Source organism: Micromonospora coxensis, assembly GCF_900090295.1.
Taxonomy (GTDB): domain Bacteria; phylum Actinomycetota; class Actinomycetes; order Mycobacteriales; family Micromonosporaceae; genus Micromonospora; species Micromonospora coxensis.
The window spans coordinates 2802278-2818942 of record NZ_LT607753.1 but is presented as its reverse complement, the minus strand read 5'-3'; the positions used below and the strand labels follow the sequence as shown (position 1 = coordinate 2818942).

Sequence of the window (16665 nt, the reverse complement as noted above, 5' to 3'; positions counted from 1 at the left end):
GCTGAAGGGCTTGAGTCTCCAGCAGGGGGAGACGCGAGGGTGAGGGCATGCACGGTGACAGGCTCTATTCCATCGGCGACCTGGCCCGACGGACCGGGCTGACGGTCAAGACCATCCGGTTCTACTCCGACCGCGGGATCGTCCCGCCGACTGACCGCAGCCCGACCGGATACCGCCGCTACGGAATTGAGGCCGTCGCACGCTTGGACCTGGTGCGGACCCTCCGCGACCTGGGACTGGACCTGTCCATGATCCGCAAGGTCGTGGACCGGGAGATCTCGCTTCCCGAGGTCGCCGCAGTGCACGCCGAAGCGCTGGCGGCGCAGATCAGGATGCTGCGCCTGCGGCGCGCGGTGTTGGCGGCGGTCGCCAGGCGTGGCTCCACCCCTGAGGAGTTGGATCTCATGCACAAGCTGGCAAAGCTATCCGAGGACGAACGGCGGCGCTTGATCGACGAATTCCTCAACGCGGCCTTCGGCGGCCTGGTCGCCGACCCTGAGTTCGTGGGGATCATGCGCTCGCTGACCCCTGAGCTACCCGACAACCCCGAGGCCGAGCAGGTGGAGGCGTGGGTGGAGTTGGTCGAACTGTCCCAGGACCCGGATTTTCGCGCCACCATGCGGCGGGTGGTTGAGCAGCATGCGGCCGACCGCGCTGGTGACGGCGCGGGTGTTCGACGCGATGTTGTGGCGTTGGTCCGCGACAAGGTCGAACCGGCGCTGGTGGCTGGCCTCGACCCGGTCTCACCGCAGGCCGATCGCTTCATCGCGGCGGTCATGGGTCAGTACGCTCACCTCTGCGGTCGCGCCGATGACGTCGAGCTTCGGCGCTGGCTGATGGTCCGCCTAGAGTGCGCGAACGATCCGCGCAGGGAGAGATACCTGCAGTTGCTCTCTGTGGTCAACGGGTGGCCGGCGACCGAAAGCCTGGCGCCCGTGCTCGACTGGTTCATCCGGGCATTGCGTGCCCGAATGCCGGGGTAGAAGACAGCCCGTCTCCTGCGATCCTTTGCGCCATGTTTGAGGCCGTGCGTGAGAGCGACAGTTCTGCGCGCAACCGGATGCCCGACAAGGAGGAGCGACCGTGACCGCGTTCAGGGTGCGGCTTGTAGCGGTTGTTCTTGTGGGCTCGGCCCTCGGCGGGGTGCTGACCTGGACAGCGGGCTTGTGGCCGGGAGCCGACGATCCGCACGCCACGGTCGATCATTGCTACGTCACGTACGACCGCCAGGAGGTCATGCGCAGCCGGTGTATCGGCAACTGGACCCGTAGCGACCGGGGGCATCGAGGACCGATATACGGCGTCGAGGTCGAGGAGTCCTGGAAGCTGATCGACCCAGAGCCGAATAGTGCCTACGAGTGGGAGGTCGCCATCCCGGAGTCGGTCAAGCAGCCACGGGTGCTCGCCGACAGCCGGCAAGCGTGGGTCATCTCTGCGCAGGCCCTGCCGTGGGGCCTGGTCCCCGCTACCCTCGCGGCGCTGCTGGTAGCGCTGGCCTGGTCGATCACCGCGACAGTCAAGGCCCACAGCCGACGCGACGCGCCCCGGCGCCCGGGCTGAGTGACCAACTGGGTAACGACGGACGCGACCGCTGCTGGACGTCTGCGGACAATTCTGCACCGTCCCCGCAGTTCAACCCCGATGCTCACCGTCCCCGGCCGTACGGCAGGGACGAATGCACGAGACCAACATCAGGAGCACTCCGACGACCGTCAGTATGCGCACGGGACACCGCGACAGGCTCCCGCAGCCTTGAGCGTCCACGCTGTCCCGGAGGCTCCGGAACCGGAGCCGTCGACAGCCCGTTGGGTCGGAGCGCGGGGCGTGCTTCCGGGCGGGTCGACAAGGGCCACGCCCAAGCCGTCACCAGGCCGTCGAACGAAAGCCGATCGCGAGCGACCAACGACGACCACTGGTGACGACGTTTGCCCGGGTGACAAGGTGTGCTCGGCCCGACGGGCAGGTGGGCCGGTCCCCCTACCGGTAGTTGGTGAACTGGAGGGCGACGCCGAAGTCCTCGCCCTTGAGCAGGGCGATGACGGCCTGGAGGTCGTCCTTCTTCTTGCCGGTGACCCGCAACTGGTCGCCCTGGATCTGCGCCTGGACACCCTTCGGGCCCTCGTCGCGGATCTTCTTGCTGATCGCCTTGGCCTTGTCCGAGTCGATGCCCTGGATCACCTTGGCGTCGATCTTGAAGATCTTGCCGGAGGGGCGAGGGTCGCCGGCGTCCAGCGACTTCATCGAGATGTTCCGCTTCACCAGCTTCTCCTTGAAGACGTCCAGAGCGGCCCGGACCCGCTCCTCGGTCTCCGCCTGGAGGCTGATCGCCTCCTCGCCCGACCAGGAGATCTCGGCGCCGGTGCCGCGGAAGTCGAACCTCGTCGCGAGCTCCTTCTCCGCCTGGCGGAGGGCGTTGTCGACCTCCTGGCGGTCGACCTTGCTCACGATGTCGAACGACGGGTTCGCTGCCATGCTCATGCTCCTGCTGTCCGGCGGTCTGTGCTGGTATGTCCCTCGCTGACCAGCGTAGGACCCCCTGACGGTACCCGGTTGCGATGACCCCCGGGACAACCGCTATCCTTGGCTCCGCTGCCGCGCGCGAGTGCGGTGGTACGCCCTGGCGGGTTGCCCGAGCGGCCAATGGGAGCGGACTGTAAATCCGTCGCGAAAGCTACAGAGGTTCGAATCCTCTACCCGCCACCAGGCAACGCAAGGCCCCTGAACTACGGAAACGTAGATCAGGGGCCTTCGTCGTCTGCTGCTGCCTCACCACTGTCGCCCGCGCGGCCGTGGTGAGCGGATGAGGAGGGTCAGCCCGGGGTGAGCAGGCAGAACTCGTTGCCCTCCGGGTCGGCGAGGACCTTCCACCGGACGTCGAGGTCCATGGCGGTGGCTCCGAGACTCCGCAGTCTGGCCACCTCGGCCTCCAGGTCGTCACCCGGGTACGGCCGGACGTCGAGATGGACGCGGTTCCACCCGGTCTTCACGTCGGGAGTGCGGATGAACTCCAGATACGGGCCGACGCCCTTGGCGGAGCGCAGCGTCGCGTGGTGGTCGGTCACCTCGTGCACGGCCCAGTCCATCGCCTCGCCCCAGAAGCGGGCCATGGCTCGCGGATCGACGCAGTCGACCACCACCGCGGCGATCGGTCCGGTGTCCCGGTAGCGCGGTCGGGGTTCCAGCACGCAGAACTCGTTGCCCTCCGGGTCGGCCATGACCGTCCAGGAGACATCGCCCTGACCCACGTCGGCGGGGGTCGCGCCGAGGTCCTTCAGGCGCGCGACCAGCTCCGCCTGATGTGCCGCCGAGGTGGTGGCGAGGTCCACGTGCACGCGGTTCTTCGCCGTCTTCGGTTCCGATGAGACGACCAGGTCGATGCAGACGGCGACGGGGTCGGGGTAGACGATGCCCTCCGGTTCGAGGTTGGTCACGCCGGGTTCCTCGCTGGAGATCTCCCAGCCGAGCACCTCCGCCCAGAAACGTCCCAGCGCGGAGTCGTCCCGAGCCTTCATGTTGATCTGCACAAGCCGCGTCGCCATGCCGGCGATGCTAGCGGCACTCCGGCGCTGAAGATCAACCATTTTGGTCTCGGCCGGACGGCAGGCCCCGACGCACACACTGCCGTGAGTTCGCTGCGCTGTCGCGCATCAGCGTCCGATCACCGGCACCGCGCACAGCTGATGATCCAGAGGTCGGCCGCGTCGGTTCCCGCTCGCGGTGCGGTCACCGACCAGGCATGGAGGTTCAGCGGTCACCTGTGCGCCGACCTCCTCGACGGCTGCGCGCCGGGCCATGGTCCGTCGAGGGCGGCGTGGGCCGCTTTGTGGAGCGGAGGTAGCTCAGGTACGAAGGTGCGTGATCGTCGAACACCTTGCCGGTGCCCTCGTCGCAGCGACGGCGACCTTGGTGGAGTTGGTCGAGTCGGCCGGGGATGCGGCGCGACCCGCCCTCAACACCCTGGAGGAGATCGCCCACCTGCTGGGCCGGATGAATTCCGACGAACGCCAGGAACTCCGTGACGTCCTGGCGCGCCTGGCGGCAGCGGAGCCCGCACGGGCCGACTTCATCCGTAGCCTGCCAAGCGCGCTGGGGTGGGACGGAGCGCCGTAGGTGGGCAGACCTCGGGGCGAGGACTGATCCTCTCCCCGGCAGCGCAGCCATCGAGAGCCACCGGCGTCGGACCTCGCCCTGCTGGTCGTCCGATCCGGTGCCGCGTCGCGGCGGTGTCGAGTCGGTTGCCGCGCCCCGGCCCTGGCCGGGCAGAGGCGGCGGTCAGGGGCCTGCTGCGTGACGGATCACGCGCCGACGTAGGCCGCGAGGTGCTCGCCGGTGAGGGTGGAGCGGGCGGCGACGAGGTCGGCGGGGGTGCCCTCGAAGACGATCCGGCCGCCGTCGTGGCCGGCCCCCGGGCCGAGGTCGATGATCCAGTCGGCGTGCGCCATGACGGCCTGGTGGTGTTCGACGACGATGACCGACTTGCCGGAGTCGATGAGCCGGTCGAGCAGGCCGAGCAGGTGCTCGACGTCGGCGAGGTGCAGACCGGCGGTCGGCTCGTCGAGGACGTAGACGCCGCCCTTCTCGGCCATGTGGGTGGCCAGCTTGAGCCGCTGCCGCTCGCCGCCGGACAGGGTGGTGAGCGGCTGACCGAGGCTGAGGTAGCCGAGCCCGACGTCGGCGAGCCGGTCGAGGACGGCGTGCGCGGCCGGGGTGCGCGCCTCTCCGGCGCCGAAGAACTCCTCGGCCTCGCTGACCGACATCGCGAGCACCTCGCTGATGTCGCGGCCGCCGAGGTGGTACTCCAGCACCGCCGCCTGGAACCGCTTGCCCTCGCACTCCTCGCAGGTGGTGGCGACGCCGGCCATCATCGCCAGGTCGGTGTAGATGACACCGGCGCCGTTGCAGGCGGGGCAGGCGCCCTCGGAGTTGGCGCTGAACAGCGCCGGCTTCACGCCGTTGGCCTTCGCGAACGCCTTGCGGATCGGGTCGAGCAGCCCGGTGTACGTCGCCGGGTTGCTCCGTCGCGAGCCGCGGATCGGGCTCTGGTCGATCGACACCACATCCGCCCCGGCGGGGATCGACCCGTGCACGAGCGAACTCTTGCCGGAGCCGGCGACGCCGGTGACGACGACGAGCACGCCGAGCGGGATGTCGACGTCGACGTCGCGCAGGTTGTGCCGCGTGGCGCCGCGGATCTCCAGTACGCCGGTGGGCTTGCGCACGGTCTGCTTGAGCGCGGCCCGGTCGTCGAGATGGCGGCCGGTGAGGGTGCCGCTGGCCCGGAGCCCCTCGACGGTGCCCTCGAAGCAGACGGCGCCACCCGCCGTGCCGGCGCCGGGACCGAGGTCGACGACGTGGTCGGCGATCGCGATGGTCTCCGGCTTGTGCTCCACGACGAGCACCGTGTTGCCCTTGTCGCGCAGCCGCAGCAGCAGGGTGTTCATCCGCTGGATGTCGTGCGGGTGCAGGCCGATGGTGGGCTCGTCGAAGACGTACGTGGTGTCGGTGAGCGAGGAGCCGAGGTGCCGGATCATCTTGGTGCGCTGCGCCTCACCGCCGGACAGGGTGCCCGAGGGCCGGTCGAGCGAGAGGTAGCCCAGCCCGATCTCCACGAAGGAGTCCAGGGTCTGCTGGAGCTTGGCCAGCAGCGGCGCCACCGACGGCTCGTCCAGGCCGCGTACCCAGGTGGCGAGGTCGCTGATCTGCATCGCGCAGGCGTCGGCGATGCTGATCCCCGCGATCTTCGAGGAGCGGGCCGCCTCGCTGAGCCGGGTGCCGCCGCACTCGGGGCAGGTGGTGAAGGTGACCGCCCGCTCGACGAACGCCCGGATGTGCGGCTGCATCGCCTCCTTGTCCTTGGACAGGAAGGACTTCTGGATCTTCGGGATCAGCCCTTCGTAGGTGAGGTTGACGCCGTCGACCTTCACCTTCACCGGCTCCTTGTAGAGGAAGTCGTGCAGCTCCTTCTTGGTGTACCTGCGGATCGGCTTGTTCGGGTCGACGAAGCCCGACTCGGCGTAGACGCGCACCGTCCAGAAGCTGTCCGACTTCCAGCCGGGGATGGTGAACGCGCCCTCGGCCAGTGACTTGGCGTCGTCGTAGAGCTGGGTGAGGTCGATGTCGGAGACCGAGCCCCGGCCCTCGCAGCGCGGACACATGCCGCCGGTGATGCTGAAGCTGCGCCGCTCCTTCACGGTCTTCCCGGCGCGCTCCAGGGTGACCGCGCCCGCTCCGCTGATCGAGGCGACGTTGAAGGAGAACGCCTGGGGCGAGCCGATGTGCGGCTTCCCGAGCCGGCTGAACAGGATGCGCAGCATCGCGTTGGCGTCGGTGGCGGTGCCGACCGTGGAACGGGGGTCGCTGCCGATCCGCTGCTGGTCGACGATGATCGCGGTGGTCAGCCCGTCGAGCACGTCGACCTCGGGCCGGGCCAGCGTCGGCATGAAGCCCTGCACGAAGGCGCTGTAGGTCTCGTTGATCAGCCGCTGCGACTCGGCGGCGATGGTGCCGAACACCAGCGAGCTCTTGCCCGAGCCGGAGACACCGGTGAACACCGTCAGCCGACGCTTCGGGATCTCGATGCTGACGTCCTTGAGGTTGTTCTCCCGCGCGCCGTGCACCCGGATCAGGTCGTGGCTGTCGGCGACGTGCGACGCGGGCGTCGGGTCGTCCGCTCTCGTGGCCATGCTCATGGTGTCTCCATCTGTCGCCCGGGCCGCCTGCGCGGGTCACTGCCCGGCGTCGCGGCGCAGGTCGTGAGGTGTCTCGGGAACGGTTCAGGGCAGTTGCCGGATGCGGACCAGGTTGCCGGCCGGGTCGCGGAAGGCGCAGTCGCGTACGCCGTAGGGCTGGTCGATCGGTTCCTGGACGACCTCGGCGTCGCCGGCCTGGATCTTGTCGAACGTGTCGTCGAGGTCGGGGGTGGCCAGCATGATCCAGCCGTAGGTGCCCTTGGCCATCATCTCGGCGATGGTGCGGCGTTCGTCGTCGGTGATGCCGGGATCGGCGGCCGGCGGCGCGAGGAGGATGGACGTGTCGGGCTGGCCGGCGGGGCCGACGGTGATCCAGCGCATGGCGCCGGTGCCGACGTCGTTACGGACCTCGAGGCCGAGGGTGTCGCGGTAGAAGGCCAGGGAGGCGTCCGGGTCGGTGTGCGGCAGGACGGTGGTGTGGATGGTCAGGTTCATGGCAGTCAGGCTAGGTGCGGCCAGGTGGCCTGTGCTTCTCGATTCCTGATCGGCCTGCTCACCTGTTTGGCCAGGCACGGCGGCATGCCTGCCGTCGCACGGCAAGCCTCGCGCCGGTAGGTGCTGGGCGGCACCCCGACCAGCTCGGTGAAGCGGGTGCTGAAGGTGCCCAGCGACGCGCAGCCGACCGCGAAGCAGACCTCGGTGACGCTGAGGTCGCCACGGCGCAGCAGCGCCATCGCGCGCTCGACCCGCCGCGTCATGAGATAGCGGTACGGCGACTCTCCGTAGGCGAGCCGGAACTGGCGGCTGAGGTGCCCGGCCGACATGTGGGCGCCACGGGCGAGCGCCTCGACGTCCAGCGGCTGTGCGTACTCCCGGTCGATCCGGTCCCGGACGCGGCGCAGCCGCGCGAGGTCGCGCAGGTGCTGCGCGGTGGCGGAGGTGCTGGTCACCTGGGAGATCGTGCCACGTCGCGCCGATGTCGCACAGCGTCACGGGCGTCGCACCGCACGCCGTGTCCGACCTGCGGGGACTGCCGGGCGCCGGCCCCGGGCTGTCGCAAACAGGTCTTGCGGCCCAGTGACCCCGGGTGGTGACGAGAAGGTATGGTGGTCGATGTGTCGGTGGGTGTCGGTAGCGTGGCGCTGCGCGCGTCCCACCGCACTCGGGGGCGACACGTACGCCTATGCTCGTTAGGGCCCGTTTGTGACCTTGGTCGTTTGTACAGGACGAAGGGCCGTGCCGTGATGACGTGACCTGGCCGGACGGCCCATCGCCGACAACCGGACGGCTCTCCCCGCCACGCAGGTGGACGGACCTCGCCCGTCACGGCTTCTCACTCCTGACACAGCTGTGGCACCATCGTGGAACCTCCATCGTCTTCCCCCTGCCGACAGGAGCGCACTGATGTCTGGTCGTAGGCCTGGCCGGCTGCTCGGCATGACCCTCGCCTCGCTCGCGCTGGCCGCGCTCGTCGCCGGACTCGTACCCGTGTCCGGCGATGCTCTCGGTGACTACGAGTGGGCGGCCCCGCTCGACTACGAGTGGGCGGCGTCGATCTCGCAGGTCGTCTTCCGCTGACGGCTCGCCGCCGCGGAGTTCGCGGCGGCCGGCGGTTCCGAGCCGATCTGACGCGACCCTCTTGAGGAGCGGGATGGCACGGAGTCAAACCTCAGCACGCAGACCGACCGACGCGGCCTGGCTGATCACCGGTCCGATGGCCCTGCTCTCGGTCGTCTGCTGCACCGTGCTCGGCGCGGTCGACCCGCCGGGCCCGGACGACCTGATCCCCGGCGCGATCGTCCTGGTCGCGATGGTGGTGGCGGGCACCCAGGTCCTCCAGTTCATCGTGCGGCGCCAGGCGCTGGCCGTCACGCTTACCGAGATCCCGCTCGTCCTGGCCTTCTTCTACCTCAAGCCGGTGACGGTCATCGTCGTCGCCGCGCTCGCCACCGGGATCGGCCAGCTGCGCCGCCGGCTGACCGCGACGAAGGCCTGGTTCAACGTCGCCAAGGCGGGCGCGACCACCTCGCTGGCGAGCCTCGTCCTGCTGGCCATGCCTCCGATCGAGGGGGTCGGCCCGGCGACCTGGGGCGTGCTCTTCGTCGTGGTGAGCACCTTCGCCCTGGCGGCCCTCGCCGCGGTCAGCGGGGTCATCTGCCTGATCCAGGGCTGGCAGGCCGGCTGGGACATGCTCCGCCGGGCGGCCCCGACGCTGCTGACCGCCGCGGTCAACGTCGCCATCGGTCTCGTCGTGCTCATGGTGCTGGACAGCAACGCCTGGGCGAGTCTGCTGCTCGCCGCGGTGGCGGTGGCCGTGGCCTTCGTGTACCGGTCGTACTCCCGCTTCTTCCGCCAGCACCGGACGCTGAGCGACATGTACGAGCTGACCCGGGCGATGACGCAGAGCGGCCAGGACGGCACCCTCGTTGACGCGCTCCTCGGCCGGGTCCGTGGCCTGATGCAGGCCGAGTACGCCACCCTCTGGCTCCCCTCGCAGGGGCGGCACCCCGAGGTGCTGCTCACCGCCCGGGTCGACGACCCCGGGCTGCTCGACTTCGCGCCCGCCCCGATGGCGGTGCGGGACCGGGTGCTCCGGACGGGCGAGACGGTGGCCGCGGGCCGGCAGCTCGGCACCGAGGTGGATCAACGGACCGGCACCGAGGACAGCCGGGTCAAGGAGTTGATCGTCGTACCGCTGCGCTCCGGGCAGGCCGTCATCGGCACGCTGGAGGTCGTCAACCGGCTCGGCGACACGTACCACTTCACCTCCGCCGACATCCCGGTGTTCGAGACGGTCGCCGCGCACGCCGCCGTCGCCCTGGAGAACTCCCGGTTGGTCGACCGGCTGCGACACGACGCGTACCACGACGCCCTGACGAAGCTGCCGAACCGGCGGCGGATCACCAGCGCGCTGGACGAGGCGGTGCGGATCCGGGCGCCCGGCGAGGTGGTCGCGGTGCTGCTGTTCGACGTCGACCGGCTGCGCCAGGTCAACGAGTCGCTCGGGCACGCCGCCGGCGACAAGGTCCTCGTCGAGGTCGCCGAGCGGCTGCGCGCCTGCGCCCCGTCCAGCGCCCTGGTCGGCCGGGCCGGTGGCGACGAGTTCCTGGTCACGCTCCGCCTGGAGAGCACGGAAGCGGCCCTGGACCTCGCCGCGCAACTGCGCGACCAGATCCGCGACGAGATGGTCTTCGACGCCCTCACCCTGGACGTCGACACGGCCGTCGGGGTGGCCGTCCACCCGGAGCACGGCAGCGATGCCGCGACGCTGTTGCAACGGGTCGACCTGGCGGCCACGGCGGCCAAGTCGGTGCCCGGCAGCGTGCAGCTGTTCAGCCCGGCGCTGGAGTCCCGGTCGCTGCGCCGCCTCGGGCTCGCCGGGGACCTGCGGCGCGCGCTGGACGAGGGTGAGCTGGAGGTCTACTTCCAGCCGAAGGTGACGCTGCGGGACCGCCTCCTGGTCGGCGTGGAGTGCCTGGCCCGGTGGGAGCACCCGGCGCACGGCACGGTCGCCCCGGAGGACTTCGTCGCGGTGGCGGAGCACACCGGCCAGCTCGGCCGGCTCACCGAGTTCGTGCTCCGCGAGGGGTTGCGGCGCAGTCGGGACTGGGGCCACGGCGACCAGTCGCTCGCCGTCGCGGTCAACATCTCCGCCCGTACGCTCACCGACCAGCACTTCCCGGCGCGCGTGCGGGACCTGCTCGACGAGTACGGCGTGCCGCCGCAGCGGCTGACGTTGGAGATCAAGGAGTCGGGGGTGCTGGACGGCACGGACCGGCCGATCCCCACCCTGCGCCGGCTGCGGGACCTCGGCGTCCGGCTCTCGGTGGACGACTTCGGCACCGGGGACTCCTCCCTGGCGCACCTGCGCCGGCTGCCGGTGCACGAGGTCAAGGTCGACCGCTCGTTCGTGCAGGGCATGGCGACCGATCCGGGCGACCTGGCGATCGTCAACGCGGTGGTCACCCTCTCCCAACAGTTCGGGCTGGCGGTGGTGGCCGAGGGGGTGGAGAGCGAGCTGACCCTGGAGCTGCTCCAGGACATCGGCTGCGAGATCGGCCAGGGCTTCCTGTTCAGCCGCCCGTTGCCGTACGAGCGCCTGGAGGCCTGGTTCGGTGCCCAGGTGGACCCGGAGACGATCTCCGCCGGCGAGCTGCCCCGCCTGCGAGTGGTGCCCTGAGCTGGGCGGACGTCTCCATGGGGGATCCGATTTCGTCCCCGGCTCGGGGCCGTGTAATGTATCCCCTGCGCGACGCCCCCCGGGGTGATCGGGCAGGCCCCCTTAGCTCAGTCGGCAGAGCGTCTCCATGGTAAGGAGAAGGTCTACGGTTCGATTCCGTAAGGGGGCTCAGAGGGTCCGGCTGGACCCGCCTGCGGCGGTGTAGCTCAGATGGCAGAGCAAGCGGCTCATAATCGCTGTGTCGCCGGTTCAAGTCCGGCCACCGCTACTCTCGTCCTCCGGGCTCGTTCCCGGCGGTCGGTGGGACGGGCGCCACAGGCGCCCACTTTGCATGTCCGCGCATTGTCCGCGTAGGCTGATGCGCCGTAGTTGTTACCCGTTAACGAGGAAGGCACTCCGCCGTGGCGAAGGCGACCGATGTCCGGCCGAAGATCACTTTGGCGTGTGTGGAGTGCAAGGAGCGCAACTACATCACGCGCAAGAACCGTCGTAACGACCCGGACCGCATCGAGCTGAAGAAGTTCTGCCCCCGGGACGGCAAGCACACGGTCCACCGCGAGACCCGCTGACCCACGGCCGGCCCTCGCCGGCCCGGTCCCGCAGCGACACCCCGAACGCCGATCCGCACGGATGGCGCGGCTCCGGCCGCGCGTCCCGTCCGGGTCGGCGTTCGTGTCGTACGTGTAGTTTCGGCGGCATGTCCCTGGACCCGTCCTTCGTCGGCCGGACCTATCCGCCGACCGCCCCCTACCAGGTGGGCCGAGAAAAGATCCGCGAGTTCGCCACCGCCATCGGCGCCACCGAGCCCGCGCACCACGACCCGGAGGCGGCCCGGTCGCTGGGCCACCCGGACGTGGTCGCCCCGCCGACCTTCCCCGTGGTGCTCACCATGGCCGCCACGCAGCAGATCGTCGACGACCCGGCGCTCGGCGTCGACTACAGCCGGGTGGTCCACGGCGACCAGCGCTTCGCGTACACCCGGCCGGTGGTGGCCGGGGACGAGCTGGTCTGCGTGAACACCATCGAGGAGATCACCAACCGGGGCGGGCACGGGTTCCTGACCACCCGCACCGACGTGACCGACGCCGCCGGCGAGCCGGTGGTCGCCGTCTGGTCCAAGATCGTCGTACGCGGGGAGGCCTGAGATGGAACTGCCCACCCAGACGTTCCGGGTCACCCGGGCGGACCTGGTCCGCTACGCGGGGGCCTCGGGCGACTTCAATCCGATCCACTGGAGCGACCGGGTCGCCACCAAGGTCGGCCTGCCCGGGGTGATCGCCCACGGCATGTTCACCATGGCGCTGGTCGGCCGGGCGGTCACCACCTGGGCCGGCGCGCCCGACGCGGTGGTCGACTTCGGCGTCCGGTTCACCCGTCCGGTCGTCGTCCCCGACGACGACGAGGGCACCGAGATCGAGGTGAACGCGGTGGTGAAGGAGGTCACCGAAGCGGGCCTGACCAGGCTCGACATCACCGCCACCTGCCACGGTGAGAAGGTCCTCTCGCAGGCCCGGGCGCTCGTGCGCGCCTCCCGCTGACAGGTCTTCCGGATGTGATGGGCGGGACCGGTTGGGAAAGTCGGGGCGCTACCCGTACACTGGTCCGCCGTGGGGCAAGTGACCCCTGCCCGGTCGTGCAGACCGAGCGGGGCGAGCGTTGCCGCACAGGGGTGTAGCTCAATTGGCAGAGCAGCGGTCTCCAAAACCGCAGGCTGCAGGTTCAAGTCCTGTCACCCCTGCGCCTCAGGCCTGACCGTTCCCGTGGGTCGCGCCGCCGAACGGCGGCGTCCGGCCCGTGGTGGTGGCATCGGCGGGGTGGTTCCGAGGCATCGGGGCCCCTTCGTCCGGTCCGCCGGCCGCGGCCCGTCGCGGGACGGCTGGTCCGGCCGGCGTGACCAGCGCCGCGTGCGCCCATCGGCGTACGACCGACATCCCGCGACGGAGGGCGAAGTGGCCGAGAGCAAGCGGCGCGGCGAGGACGCCGGCGACGAGGGTCTGCGCGACGAGCGCGACGAGCTCGTCGACGACGTGGCCGCCGACGACGACGCCACCGGCGCGGACGAGCCGGTCTCCCGGGGCGGCACCGCGACCCGGGAGCGGGCTGCCGACAGCAAGCCGAAGACCCGCACCGAGAGCGACAAGGTGGGGCTCTTCGCCCGCATCGCGCGTTTCTTCCGCGAGGTGGTCGCCGAGCTGCGTAAGGTCATCTGGCCGACCCGCAAGGAGCTGCTGACCTACACCGCCGTGGTGGTGACGTTCGTCGCGGTGGTGCTGACGATCGTGGGCCTCCTCGACTACGCCTTCGCGAAGGGCGTGCTGTGGGTCTTCGGCAACCCCAGCTGACCGGCCGACTGAGCCGATAGTGACGGAAGTGAGCAAGCGTGCCTGAGTACGACGAGACCGCCGAGACCACGGACGAGCAGTCCACGGTGGCGACGGCGGCCAGTGACGAGTCGGTCGAGGCCGCCAGCGAGCCGGAATTCCCGACCACCGAGCCCGCCCCGGACGAGGACTACGACCCGGTCGCCGAGCTGCGCCAGAAGCTGCGCTACGCCCCGGGCGACTGGTACGTGGTGCACTCGTACGCCGGCTACGAGAACAAGGTCAAGACCAACCTCGAGACCCGGATCACGTCCCTCGACATGGAGGACTACATCTACCAGGTCGAGGTGCCGACCCGGGAAGAGGTCGAGGTCAAGAACGGCAAGCGGTCGCAGGTTCAGGCCAAGGTCTTCCCCGGCTACATCCTGGTCCGGATGGAGCTGACCGCCGAGTCGTACTCCTGCGTGCGCAACACCCCGGGCGTCACCGGCTTCGTCGGCGCGACGGACCGGGCCGACCGTCCGGCGCCGCTCAGCCTCGACGAGGTGCTGAAGTGGCTGGCCCCGGCGGTGGAGACCGAGCAGAAGAAGGCCAAGCCCGAGGTCAAGGTTCTCGACTTCGAGGTCGGCGACTCGGTCACCGTCACCGACGGCGCGTTCGCCTCGCTGCCGGCGACGATCAGCGAGATCAACGCCGACCAGCAGAAGCTCAAGGTGCTGGTGTCGATCTTCGGCCGGGAGACCCCGGTCGAGCTGAACTTCAACCAGGTCGCCAAGATCTGACGCACCGGACGCCGGCGGTGGGCAGCGGCCCGCCGTCGGCGTCCGTGCTTCCGGCCTCCGTGACGGACCTCGGCGGACGGGCCGGCGAAGGGCTGCGCTACCCTAGAACGTCGCCGTTGTCGCACCGCGCTGACCGTGCGCGCCCGCGGCCGGTGAAAATCCCAGTTCCAAGCCCCAGGAAGAGACATGCCTCCGAAGAAGAAGCTCGTCAAGACGTTCACGCTTCAGCTGCCGGCGGGCCAGGCCACGCCGGCGCCGCCGGTCGGCCCCGCGCTCGGCCAGCACGGCGTGAACATCATGGAGTTCTGCAAGTCCTACAACGCGCAGACCGAGTCCCAGCGGGGCGACATCGTCCCCGCCGAGATCAGCGTGTACGAGGACCGGTCCTTCACCTTCGTGCTGAAGACCCCGCCCGCCGCCCGGCTGCTGATCAAGGCCGCCGGCGTGCAGAAGGGCTCGGGCGTCCCGCACAAGGAGAAGGTGGGCTCCGTGACCCGCGCCCAGCTGCGTGAGATCGCCGAGAAGAAGATGGCCGACCTCAACGCCAACGACATCGACCAGGCCGAGAAGATCATCGCCGGCACCGCCCGGTCGATGGGCCTGACCGTCGCCGACTGACCTCGGTCACCGCTTCACCCGATCAGTTCGTGGGAGGGCGCGCGGACGCCGCGGCCCGCCATAGACCACAGGAGTAACGAGAAATGCAGCGCAGCAAGAGCTACCGCAAGGCCGCGGACGTCATCGACCGCTCGAAGCTCTACACCCCCGCCGAGGCCGTCAAGCTGGCCAAGGAGACCACCAACGTCAAGTTCGACGCCACGGTCGAGGTCGCGATGCGCCTCGGCGTCGACCCCCGCAAGGCGGACCAGATGGTCCGCGGCACGGTCAACCTGCCGCACGGCACCGGTAAGACCGCCCGCGTGATCGTGTTCGCCGCCGGCGCGAAGGCCGAGGAGGCCGCCGCCGCCGGTGCGGACGAGGTGGGCACGGACGAGCTCGTCGCCCGGATCCAGGGCGGCTGGCTGGACTTCGACGCCGCGATCGCCACCCCGGACCAGATGGCCAAGATCGGCCGGATCGCGCGGATCCTGGGCCCGCGCGGCCTGATGCCGAACCCGAAGACGGGCACGGTGACCATGGACGTCACCAAGGCCGTCTCGGACATCAAGGGCGGCAAGATCACCTTCCGGGTGGACAAGCACTCGAACCTGCACCTGATCATCGGCAAGGCCTCGTTCTCCGAGACCCAGCTGATCGACAACTACGCCGCCGTCCTCGACGAGGTGCTGCGGGCCAAGCCGTCCGCGGCCAAGGGCACGTACCTCAAGAAGGTCACCCTGACCACCACCATGGGCCCGGGCGTCCCGGTCGACCCGAAGCTGGTCAAGAACCTGCAGGAAGCCGGCGCCGAGGGCTGAGCACGACCTGAGTGACAGGGGCCCCGCCACACTGTGGCGGGGCCCCTTCCCGTCTGTCCGCCGCAGGTGAGCCACACCGCCCACCACGCCCCGCCTCCCGTACATCCCCGACGCGCCTTGGCGCCGCCACCTCCTCCGACGCGCGCAGACGCCCGTCCCCTCTCTCCGAGCCGCCGCGCAGTTTCACGGAAAGAGTGGCTATGGCAGGCGGAATAAGCACTCTTTCCGTGAAACTGCGCGGTCCCCGGCCGCTCCCCGGCCGCTCCCCGGCCGCTCCCGGGCTGGGGCGAGGCGGTGAGGCGGGTGTGGCGGTGAGGCGGGACGGTGAGGCGAGTGAGGCGGGGCGGTGAGGCGAGTGAGGCGGTAGCGGGGTGGGGTGGGGGAGTGGGGGCGTGAGCGGGCGCACGTGGGGGCGATTTGGTGCTCACGGTCGCGTCGCGTAACCTAGTGGCGAAGTTCCACCCAGAGACCGCTGGTCACCGTGCCCCGGCACGGTCGAAGGTCCCGCGATGACGGGCGACCCGCGCAGGGCGGCAAGCGTAACTCGGCTCCTCCCGTGGTCCGCCGACCATGGTGATCGTGCCGGCCCTCGCCCCGTGCGCCCTGCGCCGGGGCTTTTTCGTTGTCGTGATGCCTACGCCGCCGTCCAGGACCGACCGGTCCCACGACGGCGACCAGCTCCGAGTAACGAGAGAGGAGGGACATGGCGGACAAGCCGATCCGGGCCGACAAGGCCACGGCCGTCGCTGAGCTGACCGAGAGCTTCCGCAACGCGGGCGCTGCGGTGCTCACCGAGTACCGTGGTCTGACGGTTTCCCAGCTCACCCAGCTGCGGCGCTCGCTCGGCAAGGAGACCACCTACACCGTCGCCAAGAACACGCTGGCCAAGCGTGCTGCGGCCGACGCGGGGATCTCCGGCCTCGACGAGCTGTTCTCCGGTCCTACCGCGCTGACTTTCGTTTCGGGCGACGTCGTCGAGGCGGCGAAGGGGCTTCGCGACTTCGCGAAGGCCAACCCGAAGCTCGTCATCAAGGGCGGTGTCTTCGAGGGCAAGGCCATTTCCGCGGCCGAGGTCACGAAGCTCGCCGACCTGGAGTCCCGTGAGGTGCTGCTGGCCAAGCTGGCCGGCGCGATGAAGGGCAACCTGAGCAAGGCCGCGGCCCTGTTCCAGGCGCCGCTCTCCAAGACCGCCCGTCTGGCGGCTGCCCTGCAGGACAAGCGCGAGAAGGAGGGCGCCGAGGCGGCCTGAGGCCACCCGGCGCACCCACGTTCTTA

The 16665-nt window shown here is 70.0% G+C and carries 18 protein-coding genes and 4 tRNA genes; 17 read left to right on the top strand and 5 right to left on the bottom strand.

Annotation, left to right across the window (positions count from 1 at the left end):
- Positions 1–47: 47 nt before the first annotated feature.
- Together GA0070614_RS12695 and GA0070614_RS12690 are read left to right on the top strand one after the other, a co-directional pair.
- Positions 48–983 (top strand): MerR family transcriptional regulator, encoded by a 936-nt coding sequence (locus GA0070614_RS12695; protein ID WP_088976147.1) that lies wholly within the window; start codon positions 48–50, stop codon positions 981–983.
- 100 nt (positions 984–1083) lie between these two features.
- The gene (locus tag GA0070614_RS12690; RefSeq protein ID WP_088976146.1) at positions 1084–1560 is read left to right on the top strand and encodes a hypothetical protein; all 477 of its coding nucleotides are present in this window, start codon (positions 1084–1086) and stop codon (positions 1558–1560) included.
- Positions 1561–1977: 417 nt separating this feature from the next.
- Here GA0070614_RS12690 and GA0070614_RS12685 read toward each other — a convergent pair whose 3' ends face one another.
- Positions 1978–2472 carry a YajQ family cyclic di-GMP-binding protein gene (locus GA0070614_RS12685; protein ID WP_088976145.1) on the bottom strand — a complete coding sequence of 165 codons (495 nt, stop codon included), beginning with the start codon at positions 2470–2472 and terminating at the stop codon, positions 1978–1980.
- Between the two features lie 147 nt (positions 2473–2619).
- Here GA0070614_RS12685 and GA0070614_RS12680 point away from each other — a divergent pair.
- A tRNA-Tyr gene (locus tag GA0070614_RS12680) sits at positions 2620–2703 on the top strand.
- 107 nt (positions 2704–2810) lie between these two features.
- Here the strand turns inward: GA0070614_RS12680 and GA0070614_RS12675 are convergent.
- Entirely contained in the window at positions 2811–3539 is a 729-nt protein-coding gene (locus GA0070614_RS12675; protein WP_088976144.1) for a VOC family protein, read from the bottom strand.
- Positions 3540–3855: 316 nt separating this feature from the next.
- Here GA0070614_RS12675 and GA0070614_RS12670 point away from each other — a divergent pair, with 316 nt between their 5' ends.
- Positions 3856–4110 (top strand): hypothetical protein, encoded by a 255-nt coding sequence (locus GA0070614_RS12670; protein ID WP_088976143.1) that lies wholly within the window; start codon positions 3856–3858, stop codon positions 4108–4110.
- 185 nt (positions 4111–4295) lie between these two features.
- Here GA0070614_RS12670 and GA0070614_RS12665 read toward each other — a convergent pair whose 3' ends face one another.
- The 3 genes from GA0070614_RS12665 to GA0070614_RS12655 all read right to left on the bottom strand — a co-directional run bounded on the left by GA0070614_RS12665 (position 4296) and on the right by GA0070614_RS12655 (position 7639).
- Positions 4296–6689, bottom strand: coding sequence for an ATP-binding cassette domain-containing protein (locus GA0070614_RS12665; protein ID WP_088976142.1), 2394 nt, complete (start codon positions 6687–6689; stop codon positions 4296–4298).
- Between the two features lie 84 nt (positions 6690–6773).
- Positions 6774–7184 (bottom strand): VOC family protein, encoded by a 411-nt coding sequence (locus GA0070614_RS12660; protein WP_088976141.1) that lies wholly within the window; start codon positions 7182–7184, stop codon positions 6774–6776.
- Between the two features lie 5 nt (positions 7185–7189).
- Positions 7190–7639: a helix-turn-helix transcriptional regulator gene (locus tag GA0070614_RS12655; RefSeq protein ID WP_088976140.1), complete on the bottom strand. Its 450-nt coding sequence runs from the start codon at positions 7637–7639 to the stop codon at positions 7190–7192.
- 454 nt (positions 7640–8093) lie between these two features.
- Here GA0070614_RS12655 and GA0070614_RS30220 point away from each other — a divergent pair, with 454 nt between their 5' ends.
- The 13 genes from GA0070614_RS30220 to rplJ all read left to right on the top strand — a co-directional run bounded on the left by GA0070614_RS30220 (position 8094) and on the right by rplJ (position 16639).
- Positions 8094–8267, top strand: coding sequence for a hypothetical protein (locus GA0070614_RS30220; RefSeq protein ID WP_157744988.1), 174 nt, complete (start codon positions 8094–8096; stop codon positions 8265–8267).
- Positions 8268–8340: 73 nt separating this feature from the next.
- Positions 8341–10869 carry a bifunctional diguanylate cyclase/phosphodiesterase gene (locus GA0070614_RS12650; protein ID WP_088976139.1) on the top strand — a complete coding sequence of 843 codons (2529 nt, stop codon included), beginning with the start codon at positions 8341–8343 and terminating at the stop codon, positions 10867–10869.
- 96 nt (positions 10870–10965) lie between these two features.
- Positions 10966–11038: transfer RNA gene (locus tag GA0070614_RS12645), tRNA-Thr, on the top strand.
- A 26-nt stretch (positions 11039–11064) separates the two neighbouring features.
- A tRNA-Met gene (locus GA0070614_RS12640) sits at positions 11065–11137 on the top strand.
- A 133-nt stretch (positions 11138–11270) separates the two neighbouring features.
- Complete coding sequence (rpmG, locus tag GA0070614_RS12635) at positions 11271–11438, top strand: 50S ribosomal protein L33 (protein ID WP_013288652.1); 168 nt, start codon at positions 11271–11273, stop codon at positions 11436–11438.
- A gap of 128 nt (positions 11439–11566) precedes the next feature.
- Entirely contained in the window at positions 11567–12013 is a 447-nt protein-coding gene (locus GA0070614_RS12630) for a MaoC family dehydratase N-terminal domain-containing protein (protein WP_088976138.1), read from the top strand.
- 1 nt (position 12014) lies between these two features.
- Positions 12015–12407 carry a MaoC family dehydratase gene (locus tag GA0070614_RS12625; protein ID WP_088976137.1) on the top strand — a complete coding sequence of 131 codons (393 nt, stop codon included), beginning with the start codon at positions 12015–12017 and terminating at the stop codon, positions 12405–12407.
- A gap of 127 nt (positions 12408–12534) precedes the next feature.
- A tRNA-Trp gene (locus GA0070614_RS12620) sits at positions 12535–12607 on the top strand.
- Between the two features lie 211 nt (positions 12608–12818).
- Positions 12819–13211 carry a preprotein translocase subunit SecE gene (gene secE / locus GA0070614_RS12615; RefSeq protein ID WP_088976136.1) on the top strand — a complete coding sequence of 131 codons (393 nt, stop codon included), beginning with the start codon at positions 12819–12821 and terminating at the stop codon, positions 13209–13211.
- Between the two features lie 38 nt (positions 13212–13249).
- Positions 13250–13972 carry a transcription termination/antitermination protein NusG gene (nusG, locus tag GA0070614_RS12610; RefSeq protein WP_088976135.1) on the top strand — a complete coding sequence of 241 codons (723 nt, stop codon included), beginning with the start codon at positions 13250–13252 and terminating at the stop codon, positions 13970–13972.
- A 186-nt stretch (positions 13973–14158) separates the two neighbouring features.
- Complete coding sequence (rplK, locus tag GA0070614_RS12605) at positions 14159–14590, top strand: 50S ribosomal protein L11 (protein WP_088976134.1); 432 nt, start codon at positions 14159–14161, stop codon at positions 14588–14590.
- An 83-nt stretch (positions 14591–14673) separates the two neighbouring features.
- The gene (gene rplA / locus GA0070614_RS12600; protein WP_088976133.1) at positions 14674–15390 is read left to right on the top strand and encodes a 50S ribosomal protein L1; all 717 of its coding nucleotides are present in this window, start codon (positions 14674–14676) and stop codon (positions 15388–15390) included.
- Positions 15391–16093: 703 nt separating this feature from the next.
- The gene (gene rplJ / locus GA0070614_RS12595; protein WP_088976132.1) at positions 16094–16639 is read left to right on the top strand and encodes a 50S ribosomal protein L10; all 546 of its coding nucleotides are present in this window, start codon (positions 16094–16096) and stop codon (positions 16637–16639) included.
- Positions 16640–16665: the final 26 nt, after the last annotated feature.